The following is a 16,946-nucleotide window of genomic DNA, read 5'->3' on the forward strand; positions in this document are numbered from 1 at the left end:
ATTGTAAGCGAAAGTTACAATCAATTTATTCTCCTCACATGTTAATTTGTTATTAAAGTGCTATTGCCACGTGAACAGGTGAACTAACACACATGAAAACCCCAGACAGAAAAGCCATACAGCAATTTCTTAACCGTATAATAACCTGGCGCCCACGCCACCGTTATACCCAGATAGTCTATAAATGGAGTAAACGCCTGCTGCTTACTGTTTTTATTGCTATTATTTTATTCTTCGCACTTAACTGGGTATTCCCGGTTCCCGATAACATCGAATATTCAACTATTATCACCGATAGCAAAGGCGAGGTACTGCATGCCTTTCTTACCAAAGATGAGAAATGGCGGATGAAAACTGAGCTGGAAGAAATATCACCGCTGTTGCGCAAAACTATTATCGAAAAAGAAGACAAGTACTTTTACCGCCATCCCGGCATCAATGCCATGGCCATTGGCCGTGCTTTTTTTAAAAACATCTTTCGCTGGAAGCGCACCTCCGGCGCCTCTACCATCACCATGCAGGTGGCCCGCGCGCTGGAACCAAAACGAAGAACGTATTTTAATAAGGTGGTTGAAATGTTCCGCGCGCTGCAACTGGAACACAAATACACCAAGAATGAAATATTACAATTATACCTGAACCTGGTACCCTATGGTGGTAACATTGAAGGCGTAAAATCGGCTTCTATTCTTTATTTCAAAAAGAATCCCGATCACCTGTCCCTGGCCGAGATCACCGCCCTCTCTATTATTCCTAACCGGCCATCGTCGCTGGTAATGGGCAAACACAACGATCGTATTGTGCAGGAACGCAACCGCTGGTTGCAACAGTTTGCGAACGACAAAGTGTTCACCCAAAAAGAAATTGCCGATGCATTAAGCGAACCGCTTACTGCTACTCGGGGTACCGTTCCACAATTGATCCCTCACCTGGCCTGGAAACTGAAACAACAGGGCGGTGATATCATTAAAACAAATATTGAACTGAATACCCAGTTAAAGACCGAAAAACTGGTAGCAGATTATTCGCGTATTCTCACCCTGAAAAACATTCGCAATGCTGCGGTGATCATCATCGATAACCAAACGCACAATGTAATTACGTATGTAGGGTCGGCCAATTTCACCGATACCATCGATGCAGGGCAGGTAAATGGCGCTCATGCCATCCGCCAGCCCGGCAGTACCCTGAAACCTTTGTTATACGGGCTTTGTATCGATGAAGGATTGATGACACCCAAAGCCATCATCACCGATGTGGCCGTAAACTATGGCGGTTATGCGCCCGAGAATTACGACAAACAATTCAACGGGTATGTAACCATGGAATATGCGCTGGAACATTCCCTGAACATTCCGGCAGTTAAAAGTTTGCAGTCGCTTGGCAAGGACCAGTTTATTGATAAGCTGGGCGCCTGTAATTTTAAACAGATCAAAAAAGACCAGCGCAAACTCGGTCTTTCCCTGATCCTGGGTGGTTGCGGCGCCACACTGGAAGAATTGACCGGGATGTACACCCTCTTTGCAAACGAGGGGCGATATGTAGTGCCCAGGTATACCCAGGAAGCATTTCATCAGCCCGGTGAAGGTCAAAAGATCTTAACCCCTGCCGCCACGTTTATGATCAATGAGATCTTATCGAAAGTAAACCGCCCCGACTTTCCGCTTAACTGGCAAAGCACTGAGCACATGCCCAAGATAGCCTGGAAAACCGGCACCAGCTATGGCCGCCGCGATGCCTGGAGTATTGGTTATAATAAAAAATATACCGTAGGCATTTGGACAGGCAACTTCTCAGCATTGGGTATTCCCGAATTAAGCGGCGCCAATATTGCTACACCCCTGCTTTTCAAGATCTTCAACACCATCGACTACGACAGCGACCAGGAATGGTTTACCCAGCCAAAAGATTGCGACATCCGCATGGTATGTTCAGAAACCGGTTTGCCGCCAGGCGAACATTGCGGGAACACGGTGACAGATTATTTTATTCCGCTTATTTCATCTACCCAGTTTTGCAATAATCTGCAGGAGGTAGCCATCTCGGCCGATGAAAAGTTCTCGTATTGCAAAACCTGTCAGCCGGCGGATGGATATAAAAAGAAATGGTATCGTACGGTAACGCCCGATATGCAACGCTATTTTGAAGAACGGCATATTGTGTATGAAAAAATTCCGCCGCATAACCCCAATTGTGAGCGGGTGTTTAAGGATGGTGGCCCGGCAATTACTTCGCCCCGAAGCGGATCGGAATATTACATCAGTAAAAAACACCCTGAGCCTTTACAGTTATCCTGTAATGTAGGCAACGATGTGCACAAAGTGTACTGGTACATCAATAACCAGTTTTATAAATCAGATGAATCGCACAACCGCCAGTTCTTTATGCCCGAAGAAGGGCCGGTTAAAATTTCCTGTACAGATGATAAGGGAAGAAACAGGGATATTTGGATAAGAGTGAAGTATGTGGACCTATAGAGAAAGGATTGACAGGTTAACACGTTAACGTGTTAACCTGTCAATGTATCAACTAATCAACTTTTTTTACACTCCCGCTACCGGAAACATTAGTACTTGTTTGTGCTGCGCCTTTATAACGCACATCACCGCTGCCCGAAACATTGGCAACCAGTTTTACACTGGAATACACCTGCACATTACCACTGCCGGAAACATTCATATTAGATTCCTCAGCCATTAAGTTGAAAGCTTTTATATTGCCGGAACCGCTTACATCCCCACTGATCTTCTTTGTTTCACCAGCCAGTTCAACTCCACCGCTGCCGGAAACGCTGGCATCAATTTCAGGAGCATCCACCTCAATTTTAATATCGCCGCTTCCTGAGGCGCCCAACTTCAGTTTATCGTCGCTGGTGATCTTTGTTTCTGATTTGATATTGCCAGATCCGCTTGAATGAATGACATTGAACACCGGAGAAGTAACATATATATTTACATGCCGGCGCGGCTGTAGCCAGATGTTATCTTCGGTTTCAATATTCAACACATCATTTTCGATATGCATATCGATATGCGGAATGATATTTTCCTCCGCTTCTATTTTTACGCCGGCGGGACTGCCCTGGGTCAGGAATACATCAAAATCAGAACTCAGCGCAACGCCTTTAATATCGCCGAACTGTTTGGTCTGGGTTGTCATCTGGCCATTTCCCTTTACACGGTGGCCATGAAAGAAACAAGAGTTTAACCCAATAAGTGCAATCAATAAAACAAGTGATATCTTTTTCATTTGAGGCCTGGTTAGTGGTTGTTTGAATTATTTTACCTGGGTAATACTGCCATTACCGGTGATATGGGTAGAAGGTTGTGCATTTCCCTTATAATGCAGATTGCCGTTGCCGGTAACAGTGACATCCAGCTTTACACTTGCATACACCTCAGCATCACCGTTGCCCAGTATTTTTACCTTCGTATCTTCCGACATCAGGTCGTAAGCCTTTAAATTTCCATTGCCGGTGAGTTTACATTCAAAGCTTTTCGACTGGCCCTTTAACTCAATGCCGCCATTACCGGTTAAATCAGCTTCCACCTCAGGCGCATCCACATCCAGGTTAATATGGCCATTGCCAGCAACTTTCAGGTCAAGCCTGGAAGAATCGGTAATTTTTGTCTGACCAACTATATCACCTGATCCATAGGAATGGATCTCCTTAAACTGGGGAGCAGTTACATAAATTTTTATTGACCGGCGGGGGCGCAGCCATATTTCATCTTTAGTATCTATCTGTAGATTGTTATTATCAAGGTAGGTTTCAATATAAGGCAGCAGATTGCTTTCTGCTTCAATTTTTACCGATGCCGGGCTTCCAACAGCCACATATACATCAAAATCTCCATGAGACGAAACGCCGGTAAAGCCACTTACCTGCCGGTTCTCGGTGGTAACCTGTTCATTTCCTTTTATGCGTTTGCCGGGAAGGTGGCAACTGGTTCCAATAATAGCTGTCAATACAAACAGGGCGGCCCATTTTTTCATATAAGTAGGTTTAGTTTGAATATGTATTACAATATACCCGGTTTTCACAGCATTTGACGCTGAGGTAGTAAAAATGTTACAGGAGAATGCTATAAATAGAAACTAATAACCCATCCTTCCTGTATCAAAAATTCCAGATCGTTACGAATAGTTCTGTCATTCCATCACGCATCCGTAGAATCCCCGTTCCGGCCTGCCACCAGTTCTTTTGCCAGGTCTGAATTCAAATTTCTTTTGAACTCAACCATATACCCCTCTCCACTTTGCTGTATCGTTTCCAGTACCTGTAATGTCATCTCAGAGTAGTTTTGGATTCGCACACAACTTCATGTCAACAACACTAACAAGTTGTCTTTCAAGAATAAATATATTTAATAAGGAACAAATAACGAGCGGGCGGAACAACTTAAGCGATTAAAACGGCTGGTGCCACAACCAGGCTAATAACTTCTATAATAACCCCAAATGCTTACAGCTTATAGCTTGGGGCTTGTAGCTGTATTTCTTACCTTCGCACCACCATGACGGAAAAGATTCTAATTCTCGATTTCGGCAGTCAGTATACTCAATTGATTGCCAGGGCCGTCCGGGAGGCCAACGTGTATTGCGAAATAATTCCCTATCACAAAAAAGTTGAATTTGATCCTTCACTGAAAGGTATAATCCTGTCGGGTTCGCCTTTTTCTGTGAACGACGTCAATGCCCCGGAAGTAGATGTACAAGCACTTAATCAGCAACTGCCCGTTTTAGGAGTTTGCTATGGCGCCCAGTTAACGGCCAAACAATTTGGCGGACAGGTAGCCAAAAGTAACAAACGCGAATACGGTCGTGCCCTCATGCACAAACAAACCGACGACGTGTTGCTGAAAGATGTAATGGAGAAATCGCAGGTTTGGATGAGCCACAGCGACTCCGTTCTGCAATTACCTGCCGGGTTCAATGTACTGGCCACTACCGACGGTATCCCCTTCGCCGCCTTTAAAAAGAACGGCGAAACCAATCCCCTGTACTGCGTACAATTTCACCCCGAAGTGTACCACTCTACAGAAGGGAAAAAAATGATTAAGAACTTCCTCGTAAATATCTGTGGCTGCAAACAGGACTGGACGCCCGCTCACTTTATCACCGATACGGTTAACGACCTGAAAAAACAGATCGGCGATCGTAAAGTGATAATGGCCCTGAGTGGAGGTGTTGACTCTACTGTTGCCGCAACATTGATCCATAGAGCCATTGGTAAGAACCTGTACGGCATTTTTGTGGACAACGGCGTGTTGCGTAAAAATGAATTTGAACAGGTACTGGAAACCTACAACACCATTGGCCTGAACGTAAAAGGTGTAAATGCCAAACAGTTGTTTTACGATCAGCTGGCAGGCAAAACCGATCCCGAAGCCAAACGTAAAACCATCGGCCGCCTGTTTATTGAAGTATTTCAGCAGGAAGCAAAAGCTTTTGAAGGTGTTGAGCTGTTAGGCCAGGGTACTATTTACCCCGATGTGATCGAGAGCGTTTCTGTGCATGGTCCTTCAGTAACTATCAAATCGCACCACAATGTGGGCGGTTTACCCGATATTATGCACCTGGAACTGGTAGAACCCCTCCGGTTCCTGTTTAAAGATGAAGTACGCCGCGTGGGGGCAGAACTGGGAATTCCCAGCGATTTGTTAAATCGCCATCCCTTCCCCGGCCCCGGTTTGGCCATCCGCATTCTGGGTGAAATTACGCCTGACAAAGTGGAATTATTACAGGAAGCCGATCATCGCTATATCCAGGGATTGAAAGAACATAAATTATACGACCAGGTATGGCAGGCAGGCGCCATCTTACTACCGGTTAAGAGTGTGGGAGTTATGGGTGATGAAAGAACGTACGAATTCACCGTAGCTTTACGTGCGGTAACTTCGGTAGATGGCATGACCGCCGACTGGGCTCACCTCCCTTATGAATTTTTGGCACATATTTCGACTGATATCATCAACAATGTAAGAGGTATCAACCGGGTGGTATACGACATCAGCAGTAAACCACCTGCAACGATAGAATGGGAGTAAACGTCTTTTTTAAAGAGTTACCCCGCCTGCGCGGGGTAACCTTTAATATGTGAGGTATGAATAGCAATAGGACAACTCAACACTTAGTCAATAAAGAATTCCCTATGACGAAAAAATGGTTCGTATTATTATTTTCATGCCTTGCCATGGCCTGGGTAGCGCCAGTATCAGCACAAATAACACCAGCACCAACCGGTACCACACAGCCGGTACAACCAACGCAACCGGTGCTGGCGCTGCAAACAGATACCGGACGCCAGCAGATTGCCATCTTTACTCCATTGTTTCTTGACTCGGCATTTGACGCCACCGGCAATTACCGGTACGATGCCAAAACCTTTCCCAAACAATCAAGCGCAGGTTTGGAATTTTGGGAAGGCGCCGAACTGGCCATCGATTCATTACAGAAAGAAGGTATTAAACTGGATATTCATGTATATGATATCAAAGCGCCACAACTGCAAATGGATTCCCTGCTGGCCAGTGAAGAATTCAAGTCAACCGACCTTATTATAGGACAGGTTACTACTAATGAAGCAGTAAAGCTGGCCAGTGTAGCCGCCACCCTGGATATCCCTTTTATCAATACCAATCTGCCCAACGACGCAGGTATTCAGAATAATCCTCATTATGTTATCCTGAACCCGACTCTGCTCACGCATTGCATTGGTATTTATCGTTTCCTGCAAAAGAATTATTCTTTATCCGACATCATCATATTCAGAAAGAAAGGCGCCACTGAAGACCGGTTAAAAAATTACTTTACGGAGTTTGAAAAAACAACTGCCGTTAAGTTGAAGTTGAAATACGTTACCCTCGATGACAATTTCACCCAGGATAAACTGACGCCGTACCTCAGCACCGACAATAAAAACATTTGTGTGGCTGGTAGCCTGGATGCCAGCTTCGCCCAAAATCTTTGCGCGGCACTGGCATTGGCCAGTGATGCCACCAATCCCAATGTGGTGGTGGGTATGCCTACCTGGGACCAGATAGATTTTGAAAAATCGCAATTCAAGAACCTCGAGATAGTTTACAGCACGCCGTTCTATGTAAACCCTGCCAACAAACTGGCCACTACCGTGCAGGAGAACTTCAAGAATGAATTCTATTCACGCCCGTCGGATATGGTTTTCCGTGGTTTTGAAACCATCTATCACTTTGGGCATTTATTAATCCTGAATGGAAAGAACCTGGGATCAAGCCTGAGCGATAAAAAATACATGCTCTTTGGCGAATTCGATATTCAGCCGGTGATCAACAGAGCCACCATGACACTCGACTATTTTGAAAATAAGAAATTATACTTTGTGAAGAAGGTTGATGGAGTAGTGAAAACGGTTTATTAGTTCAAAGTTCCAGGTTCAGAGTTAAAAAACTTTAGGTGTGCCGCGTATCCTTACAATGTTGAGGAAAACGTGGCACACCTTTTTTTGCTCATAACTTTGAACTCGGAACTCGGAACTTGGAACTTGGAACTCGGAACTCGGAACTCGGAACTCGGAACTCTGAACTTGGAACTAACACTTATTTTATGCCTTTAATCTCCTTTACAGACAAAGGCTTGTATTGCGAACAGGGCAACTTCTACATTGACCCCTGGCAACCGGTTGATAAAGCCGTGATCACCCATGCCCACAGCGATCACGCCCGGCCTGGCAGCCAGTCTTACTTATGCCACCGGGATAGTTTGCCTCTGCTAAAATTGCGGTTGGGTCCATACAATTATCAAACAGTTGAATGGAACGAAAGGATCTATATGAATGAAGTGATGGTATCGCTTCATCCTGCGGGTCATATCATTGGTTCTTCCCAGGTTCGGGTTGAGCACAAAGGCGAAGTGTGGGTGGTAAGCGGCGATTATAAAACGGAACCAGATGGCATCAGCGGGGTATTTGAACCCATCCCCTGTCATACGTTTATTTCGGAATCAACATTCGGGTTGCCCATCTACAACTGGAAACCGCAACACGAAATTTATCACGAGATTCAAAACTGGGTGCGCAGCAATGAGGTAGCAGGTAAAACTTCTGTGCTCATTGGGTACAGCCTGGGAAAAGCACAGCGGATATTACAGGCGCTGGAAGAAGTGACCGGTAATATTTATGTGCATGGCGCCATCTGGAATGTACAGGAAACCCTGCTGCAGACAGGTCATAAATTTCCTGCCGTACAACGCATTACTCCCGATACACCAAAGGATGCATTCAAGGGCAGCGTGGTGATAGCGCCGCCTTCGGCAGATGGCAGTGCATGGATGCGTCGTTTTACTAATAGCAGTACCGGCATTTGCAGCGGATGGATGCAGGTACGCGGCAACCAGCGACGCAGAAATGCCGATGCAGGTTTTGCCCTCAGCGATCATGCCGACTGGCAGGGACTGTTACAGGCAGTTAAAGCCACCGGCGCCCAAAAAGTATACATCACCCATGGGTTTCAATCTGTGTTTAGCCGCTACCTGAATGAAATTGGTATCGATGCATCTGAAGTGAAAACGGAATTTGGAACGGAGGAGGAAGAAGGCACATCTGAAAATGCAACAACTGAAAATTAGGAAATGAGGGAATTCGCACAACTCATATTTACGCTGGGTACCAGCACCAAAACAAATGATAAGCTTCAGGCCCTATCAACCTACTTTGCGCATGCCGATGAAAAGGATAAGGTGTGGGTGATTGCATTGTTCAGCGGCCGCCGGCCACGCCGCACCGTTAGCGGTACGCAGTTGGCGGTATGGTGCTGTGAATTGGTTGATCTGCCCATCTGGCTTTTCCAGGAATGTTACCATACCGTAGGCGATCTTTCAGAAACGATTGCATTACTGATACCAGAGAGTTCTTCCTCCCCCTCTATTGGAGGGGGACGGGGGGAAGCCAACCGGGAGGGGGCCTCCCATCCCCTCCATTACTACGTTGAACAATTTCAGCAACTTGAAAAAGCCGCCGAACCCGAAAAGAAAACGTTTATCCTGCAGTCGTGGCAGGAATTAAGCAGCCGCGAACGGTTTGTATTCAATAAATTATTGTCGGGCACTTTCCGGGTGGGCGTATCGCAAAAACTAATGGTGAATGCCCTGGCCAAAACAGTTCAACTGGAGCCCAGCGTTATTGCTCACCGCATCAGTGGTAACTGGGACCCTGCCACCACTTCTTTTGACCAGTTGTTAAGCGAGCAGTCAACCCAAACCGATCATTCAAAACCCTACCCTTTCTACCTCGCGTATGCGTTGGAAGATCCTTTGCAGGAATTAGGCGAGCCAGCCGATTGGCAGGCTGAATGGAAATGGGATGGCATCCGTGGACAAATTATAAAACGCAACGACCAGTTGTTTGTATGGAGCCGCGGCGAAGACCTCATCACCGAAAAATTCCCCGAATACACCATCCTGCAACGCAAACTGGAAAACGGCACTGTCATAGACGGAGAAATTCTACCCTATAAAGATGGACAGGTACTCAACTTCAATGTGCTGCAAACCCGCATTGGCAGAAAGAACATCGCTAAAAAGAATTTACAGGAAGCACCGGTTGGGTTATTTGCCTACGACCTGCTTGAACTCAGTGGAGAAGACATCCGGCATTGGGCGCTCGCCGAACGGCGGGCAGCCCTGGAAACACTGGTCACTTCCCTGCAACTGCCCTGGTTGCAACTATCCCCTATTGTGACCTTCAGCAACTGGGAGGAACTGACCACCATTCGCAAACAAAGCCGCAGCCTCAACAGTGAAGGATTGATGTTAAAACGGAGAGCATCTGCCTACCAGGTAGGCCGCAAAAGGGGCGACTGGTGGAAATGGAAAATTGACCCGCTCACCATCGATGCAGTAATGGTATATGCACAAAAAGGAACCGGCCGCCGCAGCAACCTGTACACCGATTATACTTTTGCTGTAAAAGATGGCGACAAACTGGTTCCCTTTACCAAAGCTTATTCCGGGTTGACTGATAAAGAATTCGCCCAGGTAGATTCCTTTGTAAAAAAGAACTCCCTCGAAAAGTTTGGACCCGTTCGCACCGTAAAACCCGAGCTGGTTTTTGAAATTGCCTTTGAAGGAATTGCCACCAGCAACCGCCACAAATCCGGCGTAGCCCTCCGCTTTCCCCGCATCAGCCGCTGGAGAACCGATAAATTACCCAACGATATCAATACTTTAGAGGACCTGAAGAAAATATTGGAGCTTTATGGGAAATAAGAAACAGGTTTCAGGTTCCAGGTTAACTTGTTTTTCCCTGAAACCTGAAACATGCAACAGCTCCTTCCTGAACTTTTAACACCCAGGTATCACCACTGCCAAATTTCAAAATCGTAAATTTGAAGTATAATCCCCGCGCATGAAAAAATGGATGGTGCTTATTCTCATCGTGATCAGTGGTGTAGCCTTTACCGGTGTGTTTATCAGCGAATATGAACCCGTTCCTATTCCGCCAAGTACACAACGTATGGGGGGCGATGTGCAGAAAGGATATGAGTATCTTACAACCGGCGAATATGTAAAAGGCGGGATCCCTTTCAGGACCTGGTTGATGGGCATGGGCAAAAGCAAAACCAATTACCTGCAACGCACCGGTAATAATGCCGAGGTCTCGCACGAATACAATACAGTTACAGCAGCCAATGGCGAAGTACTGGTGGCGCCCAACTGTTTGCAATGCCATGCACAGGTGTTCGATGGTAAACTGGTAATAGGCCTGGGTAATACCTTTATGGATTTCACCCATAATGAAAAGACGAATGTAAAGAACCTGAAAATGGTGGAGAGCATGTTGAAACTCACCTCCGCCAGCAGGTACAAAGCAGCCAAACCATTTCTGGATGTAGCAGAAATCGTCACACCTTTCCTCATAACTAATATCAGGGGCGTGAATACTGCCGATCGGCTGGCAGCCGTATTGGCATCTCACCGTGACCCTGTAACATTTAAATGGAACCCTGAAGCACAGTTGGATATTCCCGAAATGGTTATTCCATCTGATGTACCACCATGGTGGTTGCTGAAGAAAAAGAATGCGATGTTTTATAATGGATTTGGCCGTGGCGATTTTGGCCGGTTCCTGATGGCCTCTAACCTGCTTACCGTAAATGACACGGCAGAGTCTGCAGAAGTAGATTCACATATGCCCGATCTGCTGGCTTATATCTTTTCATTGGAACCACCTAAATATCCCGGCACTATTGATAAAGCACTGGCCGGTGACGGCGAAAAGATCTTCAACAAAAAATGTGGCGGCTGTCATGGCTCCTATGGCGCTACCGAAAAATATCCCAACCTGTTGATCCCCGAACCGGTTATTCAAACAGACTCACTGTTGTACAAATACAATTATTCCAGTCCGCAGTTTGTTGAATGGTTTAATAAAAGCTGGTTCACCACCGGTGATCATCCGGCACGACTGGAACCATTTATGGGGTACATTGCGCCCCCGCTCGATGGCATCTGGGTCACAGCGCCTTATCTGCACAACGGATCTGTGCCAACGTTAGAAGCGTTGCTCAACAGCGATCTTCGTCCTAAATACTGGAGCCGCGATTTCGATAACCCCGAATACGATTATGAAAAGCTAGGCTGGAAATTCACCAAAGAAACCAAAGCCCTCGATAAATTCACCTACAATACCGATCTGCCCGGTTATGGTAACTATGGCCATACCTTTGGCGACAGGCTTACGGAGAAAGAGCGGAAGGTGGTTTTGGAGTATTTGAAAACCTTATAATTAAAAGGTAAATACAAAATGTAGAATGAAAAATGAAAAAGGAAGTTGACGAGTTAACCAGGAAGTTGATAGAGTTGATAATGTTGATAGAGTTAACAAGTTAATAGGTGCCCCTCTGTAGAGAGGATCATTTAAGTATTATCGCGAGGTTGCTAAACTCCTCTCCGCCAGCTGGCGGAAGGCCGGGAGGGGGCCGCAAGATAAAGGCCCCGCAAAAGCGGAGCCCTGATGTGCAAAATAACCCTCGTGTAACACTATTTAATCAGTTTATCGAACAAAGTATGATTGTCTGCTTTTACCTGCACCAGGTAAACACCGGGGAGTAGCGTTGTCAAATTACTCATGACGATGGTATTACGGCCCAACAGTCCTTGCTGCTGCACCTTTTTTACCTGTCTGCCACTTGCATCGTACAACGCTACCTGAATCACGCCGGCTTTCTCCAGTTGCATACTTATTTGCAGAAGATCTTTAAATGGATTGGGAAATACCTCGGTACCTACCGTAAACGTATTTCCGGTTCGCACCACTACCACATTGGTGTAATAATAATTCCCGTTAAAATCTGTTTCGCGAATGCGGTAATATACCGTTCCGGTAACACCCGGGGAATATACATACGTATATGGAGTGGTTGCATCGTTAGAGGCCGCGCCTGTCAATTCACCGGCCGGGGTAAATGACAAGCCATCCAGGCTATATTCAATGGTAAATGAACGCGCATTTGCCTGTGCATAGGCAAACCAGTTCAGTTGAACCCGCCCGTTATTATATACAGCTTGTAAAGCACTCATTTTATCTGCCAGTACCGCGCACGAAGCCGCATTGGACATAGTGGGCGTATAATTGGTGGTATCCTTTGAAGCCAGCCCGGTGTTATAGTTTATCGCAAACGTGGTACCACCAATTGAACCGGATGATTTGTTAACCGTAAGTTGTGCAGCCGGGCCATTTCCACTAATGCTTTGGTTATTTACAATGCTGCCACCAATATACAAACTGCCATTTCCCGATATCTGGCCATTATTGCTAAGTGCGCCGCCCACCCGCACATAAGCATTGCTATTATTTATTTTGAAAGCCTGACCATTTATAGTGTATGAACCACCAACCCACAGCAAGCCTTCATTCCGGGTGCTTATGGAAGTAGTAAGTGAATTACTCACCGTGATCGTCCCCGTGTTCACCAGCGAGTCAGCTACCTGACTGCTATTGATGGTATTATTGTTGCCTTTAAAAATAGCTTTGCTCTGGTTGATAAACGAACCGCTTATATTAACATCATTAAACGTTATTGTTCCCCGGTTATTAATGGTGGTGCCATTATCGGTAGTGACCCCTGACGAAAATGTGAGCACCCCATTATTAATTATCTGGGCGCTGGCCTTTACATTGGTGTTCTGGGCAAAGGTCATAGTACCGCAGGCATTATTCGTCACCACGATCGTATTGTTTTGGTTCCAGCTGGCATTCCAGTTAAATGTACCGGTGTTGGTGATCGCAGCGCCATCATCAACCGTAATGTTCCCGCCTACCGTACCCAAATTGGTAAGTGTAGCCGCAAAATTATTGGCGGTAGCCGCCAGGGTACCACCCTTCTGCACATTTACAATGGAACCCTTTTTTGCATCCAGGGTTCCGGTGTAATTCCCGCCACTGGTTATTGTTAAAGTGGCCCCGTTGTTCAAGCTGATGTTTCCTGAAAAAGCAGTAGTGATACAAATGTTTGTACCATTATTATAAGTACCTGCAGTATTAAGCGTACTGCCTCCAGGGCATTGGGCTATTAACGATGAGGTGGATAATACCACCCATAGTATCACCAATAACCAACGGATATTGGCGGGGGTACGGGAATCAAGTTTCATGCGGATCGAGGGGTTGTGCGACCGTAATGAAACCAAACACAGGCCAGATTAAAGAAAACAGGAATCCTGCCGATGATTTACATTTTTCTCCACTACATAATTACCTGTACATACCACACTTATAATCAATTAACAGTTTTACTAAAATACCCTTAACAGGCGCTTGAAAACCGTCATCAGGCAGTAAATTCTTCCCTTTACAGGAAAGATTTTCCAATTTATGGAACTAGCGGCCTGTTAAGAAAGCCCTCCCCTGCAGGGGGAGGGTTTGGGAGGGGGCCCAAAAATTCACTAAATTACTTCGCAAAGGAAAAGGCATGCAGACGCGAATCAACTTCCGCATGCCCATGTGTTATGAGGCTTCAAACAACTACCGGATATACTACGATCGTTAACTGGCTGGCAAACAAAAACAACCATCCGTTCACCTTCCAGGAGGAAACCTGGCAACATATTATTAATGGCAAAAGCGGATTGGTAAACGCCCCCACAGGCTGTGGTAAAACATTTTCTGTATTCCTGGGCGCCCTGATCGATTTTATCAATCACCATCCGCACGACTGGAAATCAAAAGGCAATAATGGCTTACAACTGTTGTGGATCACGCCCCTGCGGGCCCTGGCCAAGGATATTGGCCGGGCCATGGAAGAAGTGGTGAGTGAGCTGGGCATGCAATGGAAAATAGGCATCCGCAACGGCGATACCGACATCAACGAACGGGCGCGACAAAAACGCCGCATGCCCGAAGTATTGATCATTACCCCGGAAAGCCTGCACCTGCTGCTGGCGCAAAAAGGCTATCCCGACACTTTTGAAACTCTGCAGATCATGGCCGTTGACGAATGGCATGAGCTCATCGGCTCCAAACGCGGCGTACAGGTAGAGCTTGCCGTTTCACGATTGGTAGCCTTGCGAAATGGACAATTAAAGGTCTGGGGCATCTCCGCAACCATTGGTAATCTGGAACAGGCCCAGGAGGTTTTGTTATCATCTGTTTATAACTCCTCCCCCTCCACCGGTGGGGTCCGGGGGAAGGCAGTTATCGTCAAAGCCAACATCCGCAAAGACGTTGTTATTGAATCCATCATCCCCGATGAAATAGAAAAATATCCCTGGTCGGGCCACCTGGGTTTAAGGCTCATCCATAAAGTACTGCCCATCATACACAACAGCCGCACTACCCTCATCTTCATCAATACCCGCGGCATGAGCGAGCAATGGTACCAGGCATTGTTAACCGCTGCCCCCGATCTGGCAGGCGCTATAGCTTTGCACCACGGCAGTATTGAACAGGAATTGCGCATTTGGGTAGAAGAAGCCCTGCACACCGGCCGGCTCAAAGCGGTGGTATGTACCGCCAGTCTTGACCTGGGTGTTGATTTTCGCCCGGTTGAAACCGTTATACAGGTAGGGTCGCCCAAAGGAGTTGCCCGCTTTTTACAACGCGCCGGGCGAAGTGGTCATAGTCCCGGCGATGTAAGCCGCATCTATTTTCTGCCCACCCATTCGCTGGAACTGGTAGAAGCAGCCGCCCTGAAAAATGCGGTGGAAGAAACCTTTATTGAAAGCAGGGAACCCATGCTGTTGTGCTTTGATGTACTGATCCAGTACCTGAGCACCCTCGCCATTTCAGATGGCTTTTTACCGGAACCATTGTTAAAAGAACTCCGCACCACTTATTGTTACCGCGACATAACCGACAGCGAGTGGATGGCCATCCTGGAATTTATTACCTCGGGCGGCAATGCCTTACAACAATATGATGAATATAAAAAGGTAGAGGTCATCGATGGGGTGTTTCGTATTACCAGCCGGCGCATAGCCATGCGGCACCGGATGCACATTGGCACCATTGTAAGCGAAGCCATGATGAAAGTGAAGTTTGTGAGTGGCGGTTTTATTGGGGTAATTGAAGAATGGTTCATCACCCGTTTATCGCCCGGCGATGTGTTTACCCTGGCGGGCCGTCAACTGGAGCTGGTGACCATTAAGGATATGACTGCGCTCGTACGTAAATCAAATGCAAAAAAATCGATAGTCCCCAGTTGGCAGGGCGGGCGTATGCCGTTGAGTGCCAATTTAGGAAAGAAGCTGCGCGAGAAGTTTGAAGAAGCAAGGGACATTCAGGAAGGCAGAGGGCAAAAGGCAAAGGGCAAAGGGAAGAATACAGAAGTAAGAGATCCGAAAACCGGGAATCCATTGCCAGCCAGCCCCGACAAGTCGGGGATTGCCGATTCACAATTGCCGGCTAAGCTGCCTGATATAGAGTTGCAGGTTCTGGAACCATTATTTAACCTTCAGGAAAGGCTCTCCCATGTTCCCGGTGCTAATGAATTATTAATTGAACATATTGAAACGAAGGACGGCTATCATCTTTTTGTATATCCGTTCGAGGGGCGGCTGGTGCACGAGGCCATGGCGGCCATTCTGGCCTGGCGCATCAGTAAGATAACGCCTATTACATTTTCTTTTGCTATGAATGATTATGGGTTTGAACTGTTGAGCGATCAACCCATACCGGTGGATGATACCAATGTGTATGAACTGTTCACCCCCAATGATCTATTGGCTGATATTCAGCGAAGTGCGAATGCAACAGAAATGGCAAAACGAAAATTCCGCGATATCGCAGTTATTGGCGGACTTATTTTCCAGGGTTATCCCGGTGAACAAAAGAAAGCCCGGCATTTACAATCGTCTGCCTCGTTATTATTCAATGTATTTTCAGAATATGAGCCGGGTAATTTACTATTGCGCCAATCCTATCAGGAAGTTTTCGATCAGCAGATGGAAGAAGTACGGCTGCGCAATATGTTGGAAAGAATACAACGATCGACCATCATCATTACATTTCCCCAGCAGTTAACCCCATTCTGTTTCCCCATAAAAGTAGACAGTATGCGGGAAAACCTCACCTCGGAAAAACTGGAAGACAGGGTAAAAAGAATGCAGGCACAATTGAACCAATAGGCAATGAGCAATTTGCAAGTGGCAATTTTTTGCATACGAAACGGCCGCCGCGCAGCGGTGAATTGCTTTCGCCTTTCAACTTTCACCTTTCAGCCTGTATTTGCCTGCAGCTTGAGGCTTGAGGCTTGCAGCTGCTTTCTTTTCCACATTATCCCAAAATGAGAAAGAAAGAAGCAAATTTCCCATCAGCTCCTAAATAAAGAATGCCTGCCTTTTATTGCCGTACCGGTAAGCACAGTAAAAAAAGCAGGCATAAGAAATTGTCACACAGCTCTAACCAACAACGTTTAAATACTTTTCAGAGGATCATAAGGTTATTGAACAACGGCACTCTGAAACAGATTCCA

11 protein-coding genes are annotated in these 16,946 nt (G+C 46.4%); 7 read left to right on the top strand and 4 right to left on the bottom strand.

Annotation, left to right across the window (positions count from 1 at the left end; genetic code table 11):
• The first annotated feature begins 92 nt into the window (after window positions 1–92).
• Window positions 93–2,477, top strand: coding sequence for a penicillin-binding protein 1C (gene pbpC, locus NIAKO_RS24865; RefSeq protein WP_014221211.1), 2,385 nt, complete (start codon window positions 93–95; stop codon window positions 2,475–2,477).
• Between the two features lie 52 nt (window positions 2,478–2,529).
• Here pbpC and NIAKO_RS24870 read toward each other — a convergent pair whose 3' ends face one another.
• From NIAKO_RS24870 to NIAKO_RS39620, 3 genes are all read right to left on the bottom strand, one after another.
• Entirely contained in the window at window positions 2,530–3,249 is a 720-nt protein-coding gene (locus NIAKO_RS24870; protein ID WP_014221212.1) for a head GIN domain-containing protein, read from the bottom strand.
• Between the two features lie 27 nt (window positions 3,250–3,276).
• Window positions 3,277–3,996 (bottom strand): head GIN domain-containing protein, encoded by a 720-nt coding sequence (locus tag NIAKO_RS24875; protein ID WP_014221213.1) that lies wholly within the window; start codon window positions 3,994–3,996, stop codon window positions 3,277–3,279.
• A gap of 164 nt (window positions 3,997–4,160) precedes the next feature.
• Window positions 4,161–4,292, bottom strand: coding sequence for a hypothetical protein (locus tag NIAKO_RS39620; RefSeq protein ID WP_014221214.1), 132 nt, complete (start codon window positions 4,290–4,292; stop codon window positions 4,161–4,163).
• Between the two features lie 225 nt (window positions 4,293–4,517).
• On the opposite strand from NIAKO_RS39620, the gene guaA reads away from it, so the two are divergent.
• The 5 genes from guaA (at window position 4,518) to NIAKO_RS24900 (ending at window position 11,761) form a co-directional block, all read left to right on the top strand.
• Complete coding sequence (gene guaA / locus NIAKO_RS24880) at window positions 4,518–6,050, top strand: glutamine-hydrolyzing GMP synthase (protein WP_014221215.1); 1,533 nt, start codon at window positions 4,518–4,520, stop codon at window positions 6,048–6,050.
• Window positions 6,051–6,154: 104 nt separating this feature from the next.
• A complete protein-coding gene (locus NIAKO_RS24885) occupies window positions 6,155–7,399 on the top strand; it encodes a type 1 periplasmic-binding domain-containing protein (RefSeq protein ID WP_014221216.1) in 1,245 nt (414 codons plus the stop codon).
• A 185-nt stretch (window positions 7,400–7,584) separates the two neighbouring features.
• Entirely contained in the window at window positions 7,585–8,604 is a 1,020-nt protein-coding gene (locus tag NIAKO_RS24890) for a ligase-associated DNA damage response exonuclease (protein ID WP_014221217.1), read from the top strand.
• A gap of 3 nt (window positions 8,605–8,607) precedes the next feature.
• Window positions 8,608–10,242: an ATP-dependent DNA ligase gene (locus NIAKO_RS24895; protein WP_014221218.1), complete on the top strand. Its 1,635-nt coding sequence runs from the start codon at window positions 8,608–8,610 to the stop codon at window positions 10,240–10,242.
• Between the two features lie 139 nt (window positions 10,243–10,381).
• Window positions 10,382–11,761, top strand: a complete 1,380-nt coding sequence (locus tag NIAKO_RS24900) for a c-type cytochrome (protein ID WP_049815605.1) — start codon at window positions 10,382–10,384, stop codon at window positions 11,759–11,761.
• 254 nt (window positions 11,762–12,015) lie between these two features.
• Here NIAKO_RS24900 and NIAKO_RS24905 read toward each other — a convergent pair whose 3' ends face one another.
• Entirely contained in the window at window positions 12,016–13,629 is a 1,614-nt protein-coding gene (locus tag NIAKO_RS24905; RefSeq protein ID WP_041347267.1) for a T9SS type A sorting domain-containing protein, read from the bottom strand.
• Window positions 13,630–13,983: 354 nt separating this feature from the next.
• On the opposite strand from NIAKO_RS24905, the gene NIAKO_RS24910 reads away from it, so the two are divergent.
• A complete protein-coding gene (locus NIAKO_RS24910; protein WP_014221221.1) occupies window positions 13,984–16,599 on the top strand; it encodes a ligase-associated DNA damage response DEXH box helicase in 2,616 nt (871 codons plus the stop codon).
• Window positions 16,600–16,946: the final 347 nt, after the last annotated feature.

Source organism: Niastella koreensis GR20-10, assembly GCF_000246855.1.
GTDB lineage: Bacteria > Bacteroidota > Bacteroidia > Chitinophagales > Chitinophagaceae > Niastella > Niastella koreensis.